The sequence below is a fragment of the Muricoprocola aceti genome (genome assembly GCF_025567005.1).
Lineage (GTDB): Bacteria > Bacillota > Clostridia > Lachnospirales > Lachnospiraceae > Marvinbryantia > Marvinbryantia aceti.
On record NZ_JAOQKE010000032.1, the window covers coordinates 1 to 16,259 of the forward strand.

17 protein-coding genes are annotated in these 16,259 nt (G+C 44.4%); 1 reads left to right on the forward strand and 16 read right to left on the reverse strand.

Features of this window, described 5'->3' with window-relative positions; translation table 11 throughout:
- Positions 1-198: 198 nt before the first annotated feature.
- The 12 genes from leuD to OCV47_RS15185 all read right to left on the reverse strand — a co-directional run bounded on the left by leuD (position 199) and on the right by OCV47_RS15185 (position 12,016).
- Complete coding sequence (leuD, locus tag OCV47_RS15130) at positions 199-684, reverse strand: 3-isopropylmalate dehydratase small subunit (RefSeq protein ID WP_117447448.1); 486 nt, start codon at positions 682-684, stop codon at positions 199-201.
- 11 nt (positions 685-695) lie between these two features.
- The gene (leuC, locus tag OCV47_RS15135; protein ID WP_262655881.1) at positions 696-1,964 is read right to left on the reverse strand and encodes a 3-isopropylmalate dehydratase large subunit; all 1,269 of its coding nucleotides are present in this window, start codon (positions 1,962-1,964) and stop codon (positions 696-698) included.
- Between the two features lie 90 nt (positions 1,965-2,054).
- A complete protein-coding gene (gene ilvC / locus OCV47_RS15140; RefSeq protein WP_117447449.1) occupies positions 2,055-3,077 on the reverse strand; it encodes a ketol-acid reductoisomerase in 1,023 nt (340 codons plus the stop codon).
- Between the two features lie 81 nt (positions 3,078-3,158).
- Positions 3,159-3,656, reverse strand: coding sequence for an acetolactate synthase small subunit (ilvN, locus tag OCV47_RS15145; protein WP_256299032.1), 498 nt, complete (start codon positions 3,654-3,656; stop codon positions 3,159-3,161).
- 132 nt (positions 3,657-3,788) lie between these two features.
- Entirely contained in the window at positions 3,789-4,205 is a 417-nt protein-coding gene (locus OCV47_RS15150) for a CBS domain-containing protein (protein ID WP_117447450.1), read from the reverse strand.
- Positions 4,206-4,219: 14 nt separating this feature from the next.
- Positions 4,220-5,266, reverse strand: a complete 1,047-nt coding sequence (locus tag OCV47_RS15155) for a C39 family peptidase (protein ID WP_262655883.1) — start codon at positions 5,264-5,266, stop codon at positions 4,220-4,222.
- A gap of 312 nt (positions 5,267-5,578) precedes the next feature.
- Positions 5,579-8,365, reverse strand: a complete 2,787-nt coding sequence (locus OCV47_RS15160) for a YhgE/Pip domain-containing protein (RefSeq protein WP_262655884.1) — start codon at positions 8,363-8,365, stop codon at positions 5,579-5,581.
- A 63-nt stretch (positions 8,366-8,428) separates the two neighbouring features.
- Positions 8,429-8,998, reverse strand: a complete 570-nt coding sequence (locus tag OCV47_RS15165) for an HdeD family acid-resistance protein (RefSeq protein ID WP_117447453.1) — start codon at positions 8,996-8,998, stop codon at positions 8,429-8,431.
- A 162-nt stretch (positions 8,999-9,160) separates the two neighbouring features.
- Entirely contained in the window at positions 9,161-9,721 is a 561-nt protein-coding gene (locus tag OCV47_RS15170; protein ID WP_117447454.1) for a TetR/AcrR family transcriptional regulator, read from the reverse strand.
- Between the two features lie 132 nt (positions 9,722-9,853).
- Positions 9,854-10,429 carry an NUDIX hydrolase gene (locus OCV47_RS15175; protein WP_416888023.1) on the reverse strand — a complete coding sequence of 192 codons (576 nt, stop codon included), beginning with the start codon at positions 10,427-10,429 and terminating at the stop codon, positions 9,854-9,856.
- A gap of 5 nt (positions 10,430-10,434) precedes the next feature.
- Entirely contained in the window at positions 10,435-11,166 is a 732-nt protein-coding gene (locus OCV47_RS15180; RefSeq protein WP_117447455.1) for an ABC transporter permease, read from the reverse strand.
- 16 nt (positions 11,167-11,182) lie between these two features.
- The gene (locus OCV47_RS15185) at positions 11,183-12,016 is read right to left on the reverse strand and encodes an ABC transporter ATP-binding protein (protein ID WP_262655886.1); all 834 of its coding nucleotides are present in this window, start codon (positions 12,014-12,016) and stop codon (positions 11,183-11,185) included.
- Positions 12,017-12,117: 101 nt separating this feature from the next.
- Between OCV47_RS15185 and OCV47_RS15190 the strand changes: the two genes are divergently transcribed.
- Entirely contained in the window at positions 12,118-12,909 is a 792-nt protein-coding gene (locus tag OCV47_RS15190) for a hypothetical protein (RefSeq protein WP_262655887.1), read from the forward strand.
- Positions 12,910-12,945: 36 nt separating this feature from the next.
- Here OCV47_RS15190 and OCV47_RS15195 read toward each other — a convergent pair whose 3' ends face one another.
- Genes OCV47_RS15195 through OCV47_RS15210 form a run of 4 tightly spaced genes read right to left on the reverse strand, consistent with a single transcriptional unit; the run spans position 12,946 to position 16,080 of the window.
- Positions 12,946-13,449 (reverse strand): NUDIX hydrolase, encoded by a 504-nt coding sequence (locus OCV47_RS15195; RefSeq protein ID WP_262655888.1) that lies wholly within the window; start codon positions 13,447-13,449, stop codon positions 12,946-12,948.
- A gap of 60 nt (positions 13,450-13,509) precedes the next feature.
- The gene (gene nudC / locus OCV47_RS15200; RefSeq protein WP_262655889.1) at positions 13,510-14,337 is read right to left on the reverse strand and encodes an NAD(+) diphosphatase; all 828 of its coding nucleotides are present in this window, start codon (positions 14,335-14,337) and stop codon (positions 13,510-13,512) included.
- Positions 14,334-14,747, reverse strand: coding sequence for a C-GCAxxG-C-C family (seleno)protein (locus OCV47_RS15205; protein WP_256299053.1), 414 nt, complete (start codon positions 14,745-14,747; stop codon positions 14,334-14,336). The genes nudC and OCV47_RS15205 overlap by 4 nt, the downstream gene beginning before the upstream one ends.
- Before the next feature lie 52 nt (positions 14,748-14,799).
- Positions 14,800-16,080 carry a cysteine peptidase family C39 domain-containing protein gene (locus OCV47_RS15210; RefSeq protein WP_262655890.1) on the reverse strand — a complete coding sequence of 427 codons (1,281 nt, stop codon included), beginning with the start codon at positions 16,078-16,080 and terminating at the stop codon, positions 14,800-14,802.
- Positions 16,081-16,259: the final 179 nt, after the last annotated feature.

The window sequence follows — 16,259 nt, forward strand, 5'->3', positions numbered from 1 at the left end:
CAGCTATACACTTCCTCGTTGCCTAGGCGTGTTCGGGACTTACACCCGTTAGAGCGCGCCCATGGCGCGCAAACCCAAAAAATCAGGATAAACGTAAAATGCGTTTATCCTGATTTTTTTCGCTTCGTAAGTGTTCAGTTCCCTCACAGCAAATTCTGAACACTTACTATTATTCTGCTATTCAGCCAGTCCATTCTCTTATTTATTATTGATATAATTGATCAGACCTTCTGCCTGGATGATCTTCTGCATGAATTCCGGGAATGCCTGTCCCTTGAATTCTGTGCCTTTGGTACGATTGTAGATCATACCGCTGTCGAAATCTACTTCTACTTCATCTCCATCTTCAATCCCTTTTGCTGCTGCCGGACATTCGATGATCGGCAGACCAATGTTGATGGAATTGCGGTAAAAGATTCTGGCAAAGGTCTCCGCGATCACACAGCTGACACCAGCAGCCTTAATAGCGATCGGTGCATGCTCTCTGGAAGAACCACAGCCAAAGTTCTTGTCTGCTACAATGATATCTCCCTTATGTACTTTATTGACAAATTCTTTATCAATATCTTCCATACAATGGGTAGCCAGTTCTGCAGGATCTGAGGAATTCAGATATCTTGCCGGAATGATGACATCCGTATCTACGTTGTCTCCATATTTGAATACTTTTCCGTGTGCTTTCATCTTTCTCCTCCTTATAATCCCAGTTCATCCGGTGTGGAAATCTTTCCTGTTACCGCACTTGCTGCTGCAACTGCCGGGCTGGCCAGATATACTTCTGATTTTACGTGTCCCATACGTCCTACAAAGTTACGGTTGGTAGTAGAGATACAACGTTCTCCTTCTGCCAGAATACCCATATAGCCTCCAAGACATGGGCCACAGGTCGGTGTGCTGACTACTGCTCCTGCCTCGATAAAGATCTTCAACAGGCCCTCTTCCATAGCCTGAAGGTAGATCTTCTGCGTAGCCGGGATCACGATACAGCGTACGCCCTTTTTCACCTTACGGCCTTTTAAGATCTCTGCTGCACATCTCAGATCTTCGATACGGCCATTGGTACAGGAACCGATCACAGACTGATCGATCACAACATCCTCAGTAATCTCATCCATGGTCTTTGTATTCTCCGGCAAATGCGGGAATGCGATCGTTGGCTTCAGTTCACTTAAATCAATCGTATATTCTTCGTCGTATACTGCATCTTCATCTGCTTCAAAGATCTTATATGGACGCTTGGAATGTTCCTTCATATAGGCGATAGCCAGATCATCTACCGGGAAGATTCCATTCTTTCCGCCAGCTTCAATAGCCATGTTCGCAATTGTAAAACGATCATCCATAGACAGATTCCGGATGCCTTCGCCGGTAAATTCCATAGAGCGGTACAGTGCACCATCTACTCCAATCATACCAATGATATGAAGGATCACGTCTTTTCCGCTTACCCATTTGGATGGCTTGCCCACCAGATTAAACTTAATCGCTGACGGTACTTTAAACCATGCTTTTCCAGTAGCCATACCCGCTGCCATGTCAGTACTTCCCACACCGGTAGAAAATGCTCCCAGTGCTCCATAAGTACAGGTATGAGAGTCCGCTCCGATGATGACATCTCCGGCAACCGTCAGTCCACTCTCTGGAAGCAGTGCATGTTCGATTCCCATCTGTCCAACATCAAAATAATTGGTAATATCATGCTTTGCAGCAAACTGGCGTACACATTTACAGTGCTCTGCGGACTTGATATCCTTATTCGGAATAAAGTGATCCATAACCAGCGCAATCTTATCTTTGTTAAATACGCCTTCTTTTGTAAACTTGTCCATCTCATGAATCGCTACCGGTGAGGTGATATCATTTCCAAGTACCAGATCCAGATCTGCTTCAATCAGTTGTCCAGCTTCCACAGATGGAAGACCTGCAGCTGCAGCAAGAATCTTCTGAGTCATTGTCATTCCCATGCTTCTAATTCTCCTTTATCGCTTACTACAAAATCCGGAACAACCTCCATACGCTGTCCCGGATTTTTCATACACTATTATGATATCTGATTAGTTGTTAATCAACTTGTCTTCGCCATTCCAGCTATACAATTTACGGATCTCTGCTCCAACTTTTTCTGATGGATGCTCAGAAGCCAGCTTTCTCATAGCTTTGAAATGTACCTGTGAACCTGCGCTGGACATATCTAATAAGAAGTCTTTTGCAAAAGTACCATCCTGGATATCAGAAAGAATCTTCTTCATAGCTTTCTTGGTATCTTCTGTGATGATCTTCGGTCCTGTGATGTAATCGCCGTATTCAGCAGTATTGGAAATAGAATATCTCATTCCTGCAAATCCTGACTGATAGATCAGATCAACGATCAGTTTCATCTCATGGATACATTCGAAATATGCATTTCTTGGATCATATCCAGCTTCTACCAGAGTCTCGAAACCTGCCTGCATCAGTGCACAAACACCACCGCAAAGTACTGCCTGTTCTCCGAAAAGGTCTGTCTCTGTCTCTGTTCTAAATGTAGTCTCCAAAACACCTGCTCTTGCTCCACCGATAGCCAGTGCATAAGCCAATGCGATCTCCAGAGCCTTTCCTGTAGCATTCTGATGTACGGCTACCAGACAAGGAACTCCTTTTCCTGCCTGATATTCGCTTCTTACTGTATGTCCTGGTCCCTTAGGTGCGATCATAGTAACATCTACGTTTGCAGGTGGTACGATGCATCCGAAGTGAATATTGAAACCGTGTGCGAACATCAGCATATTTCCTTCTTCCAGGTTTGGCTCGATATCTTTTTTGTAAAGAGCTGCCTGTTTCTCATCATTGATCAGGATCATGATGATATCTGCTCTCTTTGCAGCTTCTGCTGCTGTATAGACTTCAAATCCCTGAGCTTCTGCTTTTGCCCATGATTTGCTTCCTTCATAAAGGCCAATGATGACATTGCATCCGGACTCCTTTGCATTTAATGCATGTGCATGTCCCTGGCTGCCGTAACCGATGACTGCGATAGTCTTACCTTCCAGCATGGAAAGGTTACAGTCTTCCTGGTAATAAATTTTTGCTTCTGACATTTTTTCATTCCTCCATAGAAAATATACTCTCCGGTAATCTTCTCGTACCGTATATGTTAAAGGCAGGGCCTTTAGCAATCCTTATAAATATCTGACGTCGTCTGCCCCACGGGATAATCCTGTCATACCTGTTCTGGCAAGTTCCAGAATCTCGTAGTCACGAATCAGCTCCAGAAATGCAGATAACTTGCCCTGATCTCCGGTCAGTTCGATGATCATAGATGACTTTGCCACATCTACTACCTTAGCACGGAAAATATCACAAATTGCGTTGATTCCCTGACGATCCTTGGCATCTGCACGCAGCTTCACCATAATCAGTTCTCTGTTCACGCTGTCACCAGGCTTCAGTGTCTTCACATCTGCCACATCCACAAGCTTACGCACCTGCTTTTCGATCTGATCCAGGATCTGTTCATCTCCATTTACCACTACTGTCATTCTGGAATATCTCGGATCAGCTGTCACACCTACCGTAAGACTGTCGATATTGTAACCACGACGGCTGAACAGTCCTGCCACACGGCTCAGTACACCTGATGTATTATCTACCAGCATGGATAACACTCTCTGATTCATTCTTTCACCCCTTTTGTGTAAACTCACGTATCTGTTCAGTACCTTCACCGATACACAGTTTCTGAACAGCTACAGACTTCCTATATTTTATCAACTATATTTTTGTTTGTCAATGTTAATCGCTTTAATGCGCTAAATTGTTGCTGTTCCCTGAGACTTCTCATAACAATACTGAATAATGTCCCTTCTGGTCACAATACCAATAAAGATGTTCTTATCATCAATCACCGGTACAAAATTCTGATTCATGGAAGTGGTGATGAGATCTTCGATTTTACAATCAATGTTCACCGGTTCATTATGCCAGTACCGTCTGATCTTCGTCATGGGAATATCTTCCATCTCTTTCAACTCCCGGAAGCCTGTGGCCTTCAAATGCCACAACAGGTCGCCCTCAGTCAGCGTTCCTACATAATTTCCATTTCGATTAATCACAGGAACCGCACTGTAACGATACTTTTCCATCTTTTCCAGAACCTGGCGAAGTGTAAAATCGTCATAAAGATACACCACTTCACTCTTTGGCTTTAAATAAAATAATATATTCATCCTAATGCCTCATATCATTCCTGTTCTTCTGATGCTGCTTTTACAACCACTGCATACTTTCCAACGGTATCATAAATGGACTTGAATTCTTCATAATCTCTGGTAACAATCCCTTCCAGTGGATCATTGATCTGCAAAGTACCATTATCCAGGTCATAACCAGAAAGTACTACGCAGTGCTCCTGATAATACCAGCGGTATAGTTCTCCATCATACTCTGTGGTATCCTCCGTGAACTCCGGTTCTGCCATGTACATGGTCGTCCACAATACTACCGGTGTACCTGCTGCCACATAACTGAGCAGTTCTTCCATTTCACTTCCTGAAATGTTATAGGCTGCATAATCATATCCCTGATCTTCAAAAAAGTTATCTGCTGTAGCAGCAATCGCAGGGGCAAAACATCCTGCACCATCCTTGTTAAATGGATCCCCGATATAACCAACAGCCATATTATCTGTCTCCTGATTATAGACCAGGAACTCTCTTGCAATGGTGGTCTTATACAGCATAAATCCTTCATATTCCAATGCCATCGTCAGCGCCACGGATTCACATCCGGTTGGAAGCTCTGGCAACTGTCTCACTTCCGGCACCTTCAGGCTGACAGAACGTGGAAGATCCGCATAGCTGACAAGATCAAAGTCCTTCTCTGCATCTTCTTTTGTCAGAATATCCAGTTCCTCTGTTGTCTTTTGTTTGTCGGTCTTACGAATCGAGATATACTCATCATCTTTATAGTACCGATCTGCTTCGGTCTCTTCAGAAACATCCTCTGTCACTTCATTGCTGTCATAATATTCTGTGCTGTCCGGCGTCCAGGCTTCTGTCTCACTGTAATATCCTTCTGTCGGCTGTGGATCAATGGCCTGATCTTCATAGGTGGTATATGTATCTTCCTGAACATAATCCCCCTGATAAGTATTATCCCAGTACTCTTCACCAGTATCATAATATCCCACTTCCCCGTCTATCTGCTCCGCAGAAACTGCCGTACCAAAAGTACTACCGGCACCAATACACCCCGCAAGCATCCAGACTGAAAACTGTTTTCTTGTCATTCTATACTCCTTTATTTTGAACCCCTTATTCTCTCACGGAGCCCTTTTCACTCATTATTTTACCTTACTTTACTCCCTGACTTCGTTTATTATACCTAAAATCTGGCTGGATTTCAACCTTAGCGGGCAGTTTCACAAAAACTTCAGAATTGCGTTACTACATCAAAGTGTTGTAAAAACCTGACCGCGGATTTAACTTGTTTCTTCTGTTCCGGGGGCACTCTCCCATATAACATATAATAAGAAATCCAGAGTCTCTATTTTGAAACTCTGGATTTCTTATTATTATATTTCACTTATATTGCGTATTATCTACTCATCGTCTCCGATAGATGCTGTCTCAATGATGAATTTCACGTTACCATTGGTGTTCTCATTTCCACTGGAGTACAACTGGTATGCATCACCTGCATCACGGATATCTTTCAGTCTGTCGATCATATCCTGCAGATCATCCTCTGCGAAGTCTACAAGTTTCTGGATTGCTTCTTCATCGAATTCTTCCATACCATCTTTCAACTCATTTGCGCCATCCAGCAGTTCATCTACACCAGAATCAAGATCCTTACCGCCATCTTTCAGCTGCGAAGTACCATCTTTCAACTGTGAGCTGCCATCAGCCAGCTGCTGTACGCCATCTGCAAGTGTTGCACCGCCCTTCTTCAGTTGCTTGCCACCGGTTGCCAGCTGCTGTACACCAGTTGCCAGTGCACATGCACCGCTCTGGAGGGTCTTGGTACCTGTTGACAGTGTGGCAGTTCCATCCTTTAAAGAATTCAATCCGGCCTGAAGCTGAACAGCTCCACCTGCAAGACTCTGAACACCACTATCTAATACTGGAATATTAGGACTTAATAACTGGCTTCCTTCATACAACTGACCAATACCATTTGCTAATTCTTCCACACCTGTCTGAAGTTCATCTTTCACAGTCTGCTTCATTAATTCCAGCTTTGAACTAATCTGAACAAATGCTCCACCTTTTGTATTTGTTTTTTCAACCTCACCACAAATCTGTGCATCCAATCCCTGTACCGTTTGCTTCACTTGTTCCAGACTCTTCATCATTCCTGCTTTCACAGTTGCTTTTAAACCTGTCTTCTCGTTAATTGCACCTGCATATAAGTTTTCCCCTGAATCAATCAAGCTTTGATACGGATTTGATGTTCCTGTTCCACTACCCGTATTTTCTCCTGCATCATCGCTCTGTACTGCAATTGCTGACTGATCAGCAGAAACAGTCTGTGTCTGCTGCATTGCTGCAAGCGCTGCTTTCTGATTGGCTATATCAGATTCCAACTGCGCTATACAATTTGACAACTGTCCTGTATACGTACTATATGCACCAGAATACTCTTTTAATAATTTATCTGGTACAGAGCTTTCTTTGGACTGAACGTCTTTCAGACTTTCTAAAACAGCTTCATTACCTGCGATAGATGCCTCCAGACTTGCGATTGCTTCTGGACTGGTTTCTGCAAACGAAACATCAACACTGGTCTCTGGTGCAGAATATACAGCTACAGTCTGTGATCCATTTTCGCTTCCAGACGTCTGACTTTCCAATTGTGTTAAAGTACCATTTACAGCAGTTACATATTTTTTAAGCTGTTCTGTAAAGCCATCAATACCTTCCAATCCACTGCCAGCTTCCAGTGCCGTTTCCTGTAACTCAAGCGTTTTAATAAATTCCTGCAAACCATTATGTATTTTCTCTTTTGCGGCATCAACACCACTTTCTATTGCGCCAATGGATGTTATTAATTTATCAACACCTCCGGTCAATTCTGCTTTCTTGCTTTCCATCTTGTTGATTCCTGCTACCATATCTGTAAGGCCACTTACCAGAGTTTCTCTATTTCCATTCAGTAAATTAATACCACCCGCCAGCTGATCCATTCCTGTCTTAAGATCCGCTGCGCCGCTGTCCAATGAGGATGCTCCGCTTGCCAGCTGATTTACTCCTTTGACCAGATCTCCTTTTTTGCTGTTTAACTGATCCAGACCACTTGACAGCTGATTGATACCATCAATCAGATCGCCTTTTTTGTTATTGAGCGTCTGTACACCATTATTCAGATCACCTGCTCCGTCATCCAGCTGGTCAATACCATCCAGCAGATCGCTACAGCCATCTTTTAATTCCTGTACACCATCTGCCAGATCACTGGTTCCGTCTACCAGCTGTGTTGCTGCATCCGCGATTTCATCAATCTTGTCTTTCAGATCATCTTCGTCATCAATATCATCCAGTTCCAGATCGTCCAGGCTCAGTGGAGTAGCCACTGTCATAGACATAGACAGGCTGAAATCGGTCACATCTGCTTCTACTTCGAAGCTGTCTGGAATATCCAGATCAATGTCCAGATCATCCAGAATGTCAGATTTATTTTTTTTGATCTTCAGGCTGTCTTCCAGTCCCGGAAGGCCCACACCGATAACGATGTTCTTATCTCCATCAGAGATGGTTTTACCATTGTCTACTTTTACATTGGAGAAATTGTCTCCTGGAAGTACCATACCGGTGAATAGTACGAATGGTGTGTAGATCTCGCCCTGTTTCATATGGTTGGTATACTGATATACCATTTTTACATGACCACTTTTGCCTGCCAGATCTTCCGGAGAGATCTCCTGTCCATCCAGATAGTAAGTTACTTTTAAGGATACCGGCAGATCTTTTGTGCTGGTTCCCTGATAATAAATATCATTGCCATTGGCATCCCAGGTAATCTTGTCTCCATCCTGGGAAAATGTCTCATCACCTTTTACATTCTTGATATCAGACAGATCACTCTTATCAGAAAGGGAAGTTTCACCATCTGTGTTCTTCAGCCAGTCACTGACAATAATCTCCTGTGTTTCACCAGACGGAGATGCCTGTACATAGACGGTTTCTTCCTTGGATGTTTCTTTTTTCACTTTTTCTGTTTCTTTCTCTGTCTCTTTTTCTGTAACAGCTTCTGTTGTGCTTTCTGTTTCTTTTTCTACGGAAGCAGTCTGATCTGCTGCATAGACACTTCCCATACCGGCGTTTGCAATCATGATACCGGTCATAGCCAGAGCCATTGTCTGTGTAATCTTCTTATTTCTGTTCATAATCTGTGCTCCTCCTCATCGATTTCCAGGCATGCCTGCTTCACCGGCATGCGTTGTCAGATATTATAATTCTTTATAATCAACATCTATCACATTTCTTTCCGATACTTTTACTGTATAAATGGCAACCCAGAGGTTCTGTACGCCGTCAATCAGTAATGTCACGCCAAGTAACATCATCATGGCTATTGCACTCTCAAACGGTTTGAAGATCAGTAAAAGACCGCATGCGCTGGTTGCAATCGCAAGTAGAATCATCATCCACCAGGTACTCAGCCCAAATGTTTTTGCATCCATGGCTGTCTGTACCCTGAGCACTCCTTCTACCAGAATGAATATCCCCATCACGATCGGCAGGATTGAAATGATATGCTCCGGATGTATGATAAATACCACACCCAGCAATATGGATAAAATACCAAAGGCAAGGTCAAACTGAAATGCCAGACGGTATAAATCCTTTGAAAAATATCCCACTAACTTGACCACACCTCCGATGATCAGCATGGCACCTATCAGATAACATAAGACTGATAATGACATCTTCGGCCAGATCAGCAACACCAGTCCCAACACCAGCATAATCACAGAAATCGTAATATATGCATGTTTTGCTTTCTTGATCAGATCCATAACTGCCTCCTTTCTGACTGTCTCTTGTCCTTCTCTTTCTTTTACGTGTTACAGCTTATCGTAAATCCTTTTTTTATTCTACGGTCAAAAAAAGCCCCCTGCACAATTTTTGTGCACGGAGCCCGATTTGTCCAAATATCAGATAGTTTTTAAAATTTTCTGTCAATTCTTCGTTACGGCCTTCTCCAACATGTATCTGGTGCTGCCCTCCAGGTAAGAAAAAATCTTATCTACTATGTATTCCGGATCCTCCTTCATGCCTCCATCCAGCCATTGCAGGATCAGTCCAACGAATGCACATTTATAAAAATCTGCAATCAGGCGCAGATCCTCATCTTGCACCGACAGCCCATCGGCCTGCCTCTTCACGAAATCATACATGATTCGCCCCATAACCTGATACAGATAGGTATCAATCTTCTTTCTGCTCAGAGAATTATAAATATGATAAATTCCTTTCTTATTCTTCAGTGCAAAGGAACAGGATTCCAGAATCGCATCTCTCCAGGAGGATTCTTCCAGATTCTCTGTCAGAACTCTCTTGGTCTCATTCTCCAATATCTCGTCCAGTAATGCGTAAATATCACTGTAATGATAATAAAATGTATTCCGGTTCACTCCACAGTCTTCTACGATATCTTTTACCGTAATCTTATCAAATGGAACCTGATTGATCAGCTTCATAAATGATTCTGTAATCGCTCTTTTGGTCAGCTGCGACATGCTCACTCCTCCGTTGCCCGTTCTGTTGCCCTTATGATAAAAATTCTGTCTTGCATTTGTTAGTCGTTTCTAATACAGCGTGATTATATCATTATTTTTCCAACCGCACCAGTTCTTTTTTCATTTTTATACTTATTTAATATTCACCAGCTTTTCATTCAGTTTCCGATAAATATGTTCCTGAAACCATGGCTCTGTAGAAGCAGCCACTGCATCTTCCAGTGAAAACCACCCTACGTTACTGTTCTCATCTTCTTTTATATGAAGCACATCCGTCTCTTCCGCCTGCAGTAAGTATGTTACATTCAGATGCAGATGAGAAGATACATACTCCCCTCTTTTCACATGTCCATCTACCGTCAGGACTTCCAGTGAATAGATCTGCTCGGACACCGGCTTTACATGATGAATTCCACTTTCTTCCCTGGCTTCTTTCAGCGCCACCTTCAGCAGATCGGTTTCACCATCTGCATGGCCACCCAGCCAGGACCAGGAATGATAAATATTGTGATAAGCCATCAGCACTTTGGTTCTTTCCGGATTCACAATCCATGCAGAGGCCGTCATATGAGCCAGTCGATTTTGTCTGGTAAAAATATTTTTTTCTGTCTCCAGACAATGAAGTATCAGTTCTTTATCCCGCTCTTCCTGCTCATTCATTGGCTGATAGCTGCGTATCTGTTCTGTCAAAGTATATTCCATTGTCATTCCTCCTACAGATTTTTCTTCTTATAAAGAAATGCAAAAGCCAGTCCTCCAAACACCACCAGATATGTGGTCAGAATCAGCACACCGGTATAGCCACATTTTTCGCCTGCTGCAATGGTGCGCAGCATGGCACTGGTCTGGGACAATGGCAGTGCTCCGATCACTTCCCGCAGTCCATGTGGCATCTGCTCCGTAGAGAAAAAGGTGTTGCAGAGGTATGCCATCGGCATGATGATATAATTCGAGAACCTTGGTACATCCGTATGATTCTTCGCATAAAAAGATACTACCACACCAATGGTAGAAAAGACTGCCCCATTCAGGAACATGATCAGAAACGAATATCCGTTAAAGACCAGTCCGGTACCGATCGGTATAGTCAACACCAGAATCACCACTCCTGCATAAAGCCCACGCAGACTGCCCCCGATGATCTGTCCAACAATAAACTGCCACAGAGGTGTTGGTGAGATCATCACCTGGTCAAATGCTTTTTCATATAGTCTCTGTACATTCAGATTCTGGGCGATGGCATTGAAGCTGCCGTTCATAGTAGTCAGTGCCACCACGCCTGGAATCAGAAAGTTCAGATAAGGCTGTCCGTTGGATATGGTCCGGATCCCCATGCCAAATACCACCAGATACATCAGTGGCGCTATCATGGCTGCTAATGTGATTTTATAAAAATCTCTGCGAAATTCTCTCCATTTTTCCCAGAGTATGGTAATGATTCCCATGTTCTTTCTCCTGCCTTTATTTCTTTTGTGCTGCCCGTTCGATAAACACATCATCCAGTGTGGTATCTCTCAGGGTGCATTTTCCTTCCAGTTTGGACAGATAGGTAATTGCCTGTCCTCTCTCATGGAAATAACGGCTGACCGTTCCGGCTGCCGTCATATGATCTACTGTATAACACCCCAGTGCCTCAATCATTCCCTGCGGCGTGTTGACCTCTTCCAGCCTGCCATGCTGCAGCATAGCAACCCTTTCACATAAAGACTGTGCTTCTTCCATATAATGTGTGGTCAGTAAAATGGTAAGATTCCGGTCATTCAACTGGCGAAGCAGATTCCACATCTGCCGCCGTGACAACGCATCCATTCCCGCTGTCGGTTCATCCAGCAATAAAATCTCCGGATCTGTCAGAAGCGCCCGACAGACCATCAGCTTGCGCTTCATGCCACCGGACAGATGACGTACTTTCCGGTTTCGAAAAGGCAAAAGCTCACAGAATTCCAGCAGTTCTTCTGATTTTTCTCTTATTTTTTTTACTGGCATAAAATAAAGCCTGCCCTGATATTCCATAATCTCATCCATGGTCATATCCTGCCGCATGGAATATTCCTGGGTAATCACACTGATCTTCCGCTTCAGTGCCGGTCTTTTTCTGGTAAGCCTCTCTCCATCAATAAGGATCTCTCCCTGTGTGGGAAGCAGCAGTGTAGACAACATACTGATGGTGGTAGTCTTTCCGGCTCCATTGGGTCCCAGAAGTCCAAAAAACTCGCCGGTCTTTATTGTCAGGCTCAGATCGTCCACCGCCGTAAAGTCATCAAATTTCTTTGTCAGATTCTTTATTTCTATCATCTTGTTCTCCGCATCTTTGGATTCTCTATAATAGGATTTATTATACTATCATTCAGAACTCTTTTCAACGGCATTTCTTTACACTGTTATAAGGGTATGTTATGATAAGAAAAGTGCATGGCACGGATTTTAAAGAAATGAAAGCAGGTTTGATTATGAAATATTGGAACTTTACCAGACGTATCCTTTTGACACTATTTTTTACCACTGCAGTCTGTCCCGGTCTGAGTCAGGCTGTTTTACACGTAAACGCAGCACCCAATGACTGTTCTGTCACCATCGGGGACGGTGAGACCTCTTTTTCTCTGGATCATGCTGCCGTCGATACAGAAGATGGACATGTGACGGTAACATTAAGTCCGGAAGATTATGCCGAACTTTCCTCTGCCTTTGCTTCCTCTTCTAAAGATACAGAAGATTCTAATCCGGAGGCGCATACACCAGCCGATCCGGTCTCTCTGGATCAGGCAGACGGTACTTATTCCATTGAACTGACTATGACTGGCGGCAGTGGCAAAGCCAGCGTAGTTTCCCCTACGATTCTTACTGTTGAGAATGGACAGGCTTATGCCGATATCACCTGGAGCAGTTCCAATTATGATTATATGATTGTGGCCGGGAATACTTATCTGAACGAATCAGACGAAGGAATGGCTTCCAAATTTCATATTCCCATTACCAAAATGGACGAAGAAATGTCTGTGATTGCAGATACCACTGCTATGGGAACCCCTCATGAGGTCAATTATGTATTTACCTTCTATTCCGAATCCATCGGCTCCACCGGCCAGATGCCTCAGGAAGCTGCAAAGCGGGTAGTGTTCATGGCGGTCATGATCATCGTAGTCGGTGGGATCTTGAATCGTCACGTAAATAATAAGAAGAAAAAATAAATGAGTCCACCGGAGAAGAAATCCGGTGGACTTATGTTACACTTCAAATACTTTCTTGATACTGTCATAATGCAGGAAAATCCCCTGATCAGCCAATTCCTGTATTTCTTTCGCTGTGGCGAGCCGATATCCATCGGTCTCTTCTGTTTGAAGATGCAGGTCACTTTCCTGAAAGTCTACCGTATAACGATAGATGTCTACAAAATAGTTATCTCCCTCTCCCGGATTTTCTCTCTTGTAAGAGAACTGGTAGCCGCCCTCGCAGCCTGCCACATCCAGACCGGTCTCTTCCCGGATCTCCCTGCGTACTGCTTCTTCAGAAGATTCTCCTGCCTGAGCTGCACCGCCAGATACTTCCCACCATCCAGGTGCCCAGGCCTTAGTCATGACTCTTTTGGTAATCAGAAACTTCTGATCCGGGCGCATGATGACACCCAGTACCGTCAGATGATATTCTCCATCCTTCAGGCACCAGTCATTCCGCTTCATGGTTCTCCCTGTTTTTCTTTTTTCACTGTCATAAATATCCCAGAATTCCATGTTCTCCTCACTTCCCCAGCACTGTAAAACCGCTGCCGGATTTTTCTGTCTTCCCGCCTTCTACAGGCATCCGTGCTTGAATCTGCGGATCATTTCTCTTGTCAGGCTGCTGTAATCATCAATCTCCGGTATCTCCTCCGGTGTCAGCCATCTGGCCAGCCCCAGCTCTGTCTCATCCAGATGAATCTGGTCACTGCCATCCAGCTTTGCGGTAAATCCTACCATCAGGTTACCTACAAATCCCCATGGCTGACTGGCATAATAACGGATATCTTTTACCCGAATACCCACTTCTTCCATCAGTTCTCTCTGCACGCATTCTTCCAGAGTCTCACCGATCTCCACAAATCCTGCCACCAGTGCGTACTGATCTTTGGTTTTTCCTGCATACTTGGTCACCAGCAGCCGATTGTGGTCATCTGTCACTGCTACAATAATGGCCGGTGAAATCTTCGGAAACATCATATTGCCACAGGACGGACAGCGCATCATACGTTCTTTCTTATCATGTACAGTCTTTGCTCCGCATTTTCCGCAATACTGTACAGAGTTGTGCCACTGGCTCAGATGCATCACTGTCATACAGGCAAATGCTTCTGCCGTCGGCTGTTTATCACGGATCTCTCTCCATTCCACCCACACTGCATCCGGCACTGTCACTTCTTCTGTTGGCTCAGCAAGAAAATAATCTCTGTCACTGATGGAAAACAGATAAGTACACTCTCCAGCCAGTTCTTTTACTTCTTTATAAAGCGGCCAGGAAATCTGTCCGTCCTGGATACGAACCAGCAGCTTTCTTCCGGTGCAGAAACAGACCTGGCTGTCTGGCTGCACGTTCTTTTCATGATACTGGTTGTCCATATGCTCTGGTGCGATCTCATGAATCATTCCTGTTCCTCCATTTCGTATACTTCATCCAGTATTGTCGCGATCTTTGAGATCGTCTGAAAGCATCTCTCTTCTTTGCTGTAGAACTGTGGCCGAAGATCCTTACAATTCTCGGAACCATAAGCTTCTCTTACCTTTCGGATGTAGGTTCTCACCTTTTTCATCATTTCCGGGCTGGTATGTCCGCCATCCCCTTCTACGAACTTATAGCTGAGCGCTGCGCTGCCTCCCGTCACCGCTCCACAGACAATAGCACATCCCATGCCACCGCCAAAGCATCCCATAGTACGGATGACATCATCCGAAATATCCAGTCCCCATGCTTCTGCAGCAGCACTGAATACTGCTTCTGCACAGTTATAATTGGTATCTTTATAATATTTTTCCAGATAATCTACTACTTTTCCCATGATCTTCTCCCTGTATTATATTTCAGGCTGGCCATACAGCCAGCCCTGTTTGTTATCTTACGTTTTCCATCTCCAGCACTACGTCTGGGATCTCCAGTACCAGTTCTTCCGGCAGCTGCTCCATACTTCGAACATCTCTCTGCCCGCATACATTACAGATACGATATTTTTCTCCGGACCGCTCTGTGGTTGGCTTCTGATTCACGATCCAGTCTGACCAGGCATGCCCGTTACAAGGTACCACCTCCTGTTTCGCCAGTACTTCTCCGCACACCTCACAGTGACTTCCTGCTGTCAGTCCCATCTTTGTGCAGGTGGCCATCACTGCGCTGTCTTTTACTTCTTTATGATCCAGCATCTCTGCATTCGGATTATAATACTGATAGACCTGATCAATGGAATTGTAGAATCCATCTCCCACGGTCATCACCCAGGTAGAATCCTGAGCGCAGTCCAGCACCAGATATTCAGAATCCGACACTTTCCCGATCAATACCACATAATGTCCCAGCTGAGAATAGGTCGGCAGATGTACAATCACAGGGCTGTACTGGCCACGCCCATTGATATACTGCTCCACGCCTCCTGCCACATCTGGTGACAGATCGACAACGCCCCATCCGGTAAAACAGGTCAGCCCGCCATGAGCATCCAGAATCTGCTGTGGAGTCAGGTTCACACCTACATAAGACAGTGCCATGGAAATACTGGCCGTACCGCATTCGATCCCGGCCTGATTGCCCCATCCGCCCCAGTAACTCCAGTCGAACAGGCCGCTGCCTGCCAGCTGGGAGATATAACGGATGGTTCCCACCTGTACTTCCGGATCATATTCATAACGGATCTTTGCATAGGAAGTGCAGGTTGCTTTCTCCCCATTGATTGCGATCCAGTCTGTATCCGGAATATCAATGGTATGTATCTGGCTTCTGTCCTGATTCTCCAGTGACTTCTGTATGCCATTCACCACCGGACTTGGATCCTGCTCAGGGTGATACTCAGGTTCAAATACAATCTCTTCTTCTGCTTCCGTCTCAGGCTCCATGGTCAGATCCTTGTCACTGATCACTTCCTCTGTCTCTTCTTCTATCGGTTCTTCCGTCAGATTTTCCTGAAGCACCTCTTCCTCTAACGTGACCGGCTGCTCTGCTTCTTCTGTCATTTCTGTCTTCGGAAGTGCTTTCGTTTCTGTTGCTTTTTGAGTTTCTGTTGTCGTCTCACTTTCTGCTGCTTTTGCTGTCTGCGCTGCCATAACGGTAGTTCCGCTTCCCATATAGGTTGCAGACATGGTCACAGCCGCCAGGCAGACGGCTTGTATTATTTTCTTTTTCATTATTTACCTTTTACTGCTTCTTTCCCGTTTTATATCATTTAAACACATTCAAAAAAATGATATCATATTCTTATCACAATTACAAATAAAAATGGTAGAGTAGGTTAGAGGGCTTTGCCCTCTTTCCCCTCATCAAACCGTGCATGAGGTTCTCCCTCACACGGCTTTCCGACATTCTT

Excerpts from the sequence above, each read along its gene's own strand:
- OCV47_RS15210 (WP_262655890.1), bottom strand. The coding sequence starts at position 16,080 with ATGAAAAAGAAAATAATACAAGCCGTCTGCCTGGCGGCTGTGACCATG.
- OCV47_RS15185 (WP_262655886.1), bottom strand. The coding sequence starts at position 12,016 with ATGATAGAAATAAAGAATCTGACAAAGAAATTTGATGACTTTACGGCG.
- OCV47_RS15170 (WP_117447454.1), bottom strand. The coding sequence starts at position 9,721 with ATGTCGCAGCTGACCAAAAGAGCGATTACAGAATCATTTATGAAGCTG.
- OCV47_RS15195 (WP_262655888.1), bottom strand. The coding sequence starts at position 13,449 with ATGGAATTCTGGGATATTTATGACAGTGAAAAAAGAAAAACAGGGAGA.
- nudC (WP_262655889.1), bottom strand. The coding sequence starts at position 14,337 with ATGATTCATGAGATCGCACCAGAGCATATGGACAACCAGTATCATGAA.
- OCV47_RS15205 (WP_256299053.1), bottom strand. The coding sequence starts at position 14,747 with ATGGGAAAAGTAGTAGATTATCTGGAAAAATATTATAAAGATACCAAT.
- OCV47_RS15160 (WP_262655884.1), bottom strand. The coding sequence starts at position 8,365 with ATGAACAGAAATAAGAAGATTACACAGACAATGGCTCTGGCTATGACC.
- ilvC (WP_117447449.1), bottom strand. The coding sequence starts at position 3,077 with ATGTCAGAAGCAAAAATTTATTACCAGGAAGACTGTAACCTTTCCATG.
- OCV47_RS15155 (WP_262655883.1), bottom strand. The coding sequence starts at position 5,266 with ATGACAAGAAAACAGTTTTCAGTCTGGATGCTTGCGGGGTGTATTGGT.
- leuC (WP_262655881.1), bottom strand. The coding sequence starts at position 1,964 with ATGGGAATGACAATGACTCAGAAGATTCTTGCTGCAGCTGCAGGTCTT.
- OCV47_RS15175 (WP_416888023.1), bottom strand. The coding sequence starts at position 10,429 with ATGACAATGGAATATACTTTGACAGAACAGATACGCAGCTATCAGCCA.
- OCV47_RS15165 (WP_117447453.1), bottom strand. The coding sequence starts at position 8,998 with ATGGATCTGATCAAGAAAGCAAAACATGCATATATTACGATTTCTGTG.
- leuD (WP_117447448.1), bottom strand. The coding sequence starts at position 684 with ATGAAAGCACACGGAAAAGTATTCAAATATGGAGACAACGTAGATACG.
- OCV47_RS15180 (WP_117447455.1), bottom strand. The coding sequence starts at position 11,166 with ATGGGAATCATTACCATACTCTGGGAAAAATGGAGAGAATTTCGCAGA.
- ilvN (WP_256299032.1), bottom strand. The coding sequence starts at position 3,656 with ATGAATCAGAGAGTGTTATCCATGCTGGTAGATAATACATCAGGTGTA.
- OCV47_RS15190 (WP_262655887.1), top strand. The coding sequence starts at position 12,118 with ATGATAAGAAAAGTGCATGGCACGGATTTTAAAGAAATGAAAGCAGGT.
- OCV47_RS15150 (WP_117447450.1), bottom strand. The coding sequence starts at position 4,205 with ATGAATATATTATTTTATTTAAAGCCAAAGAGTGAAGTGGTGTATCTT.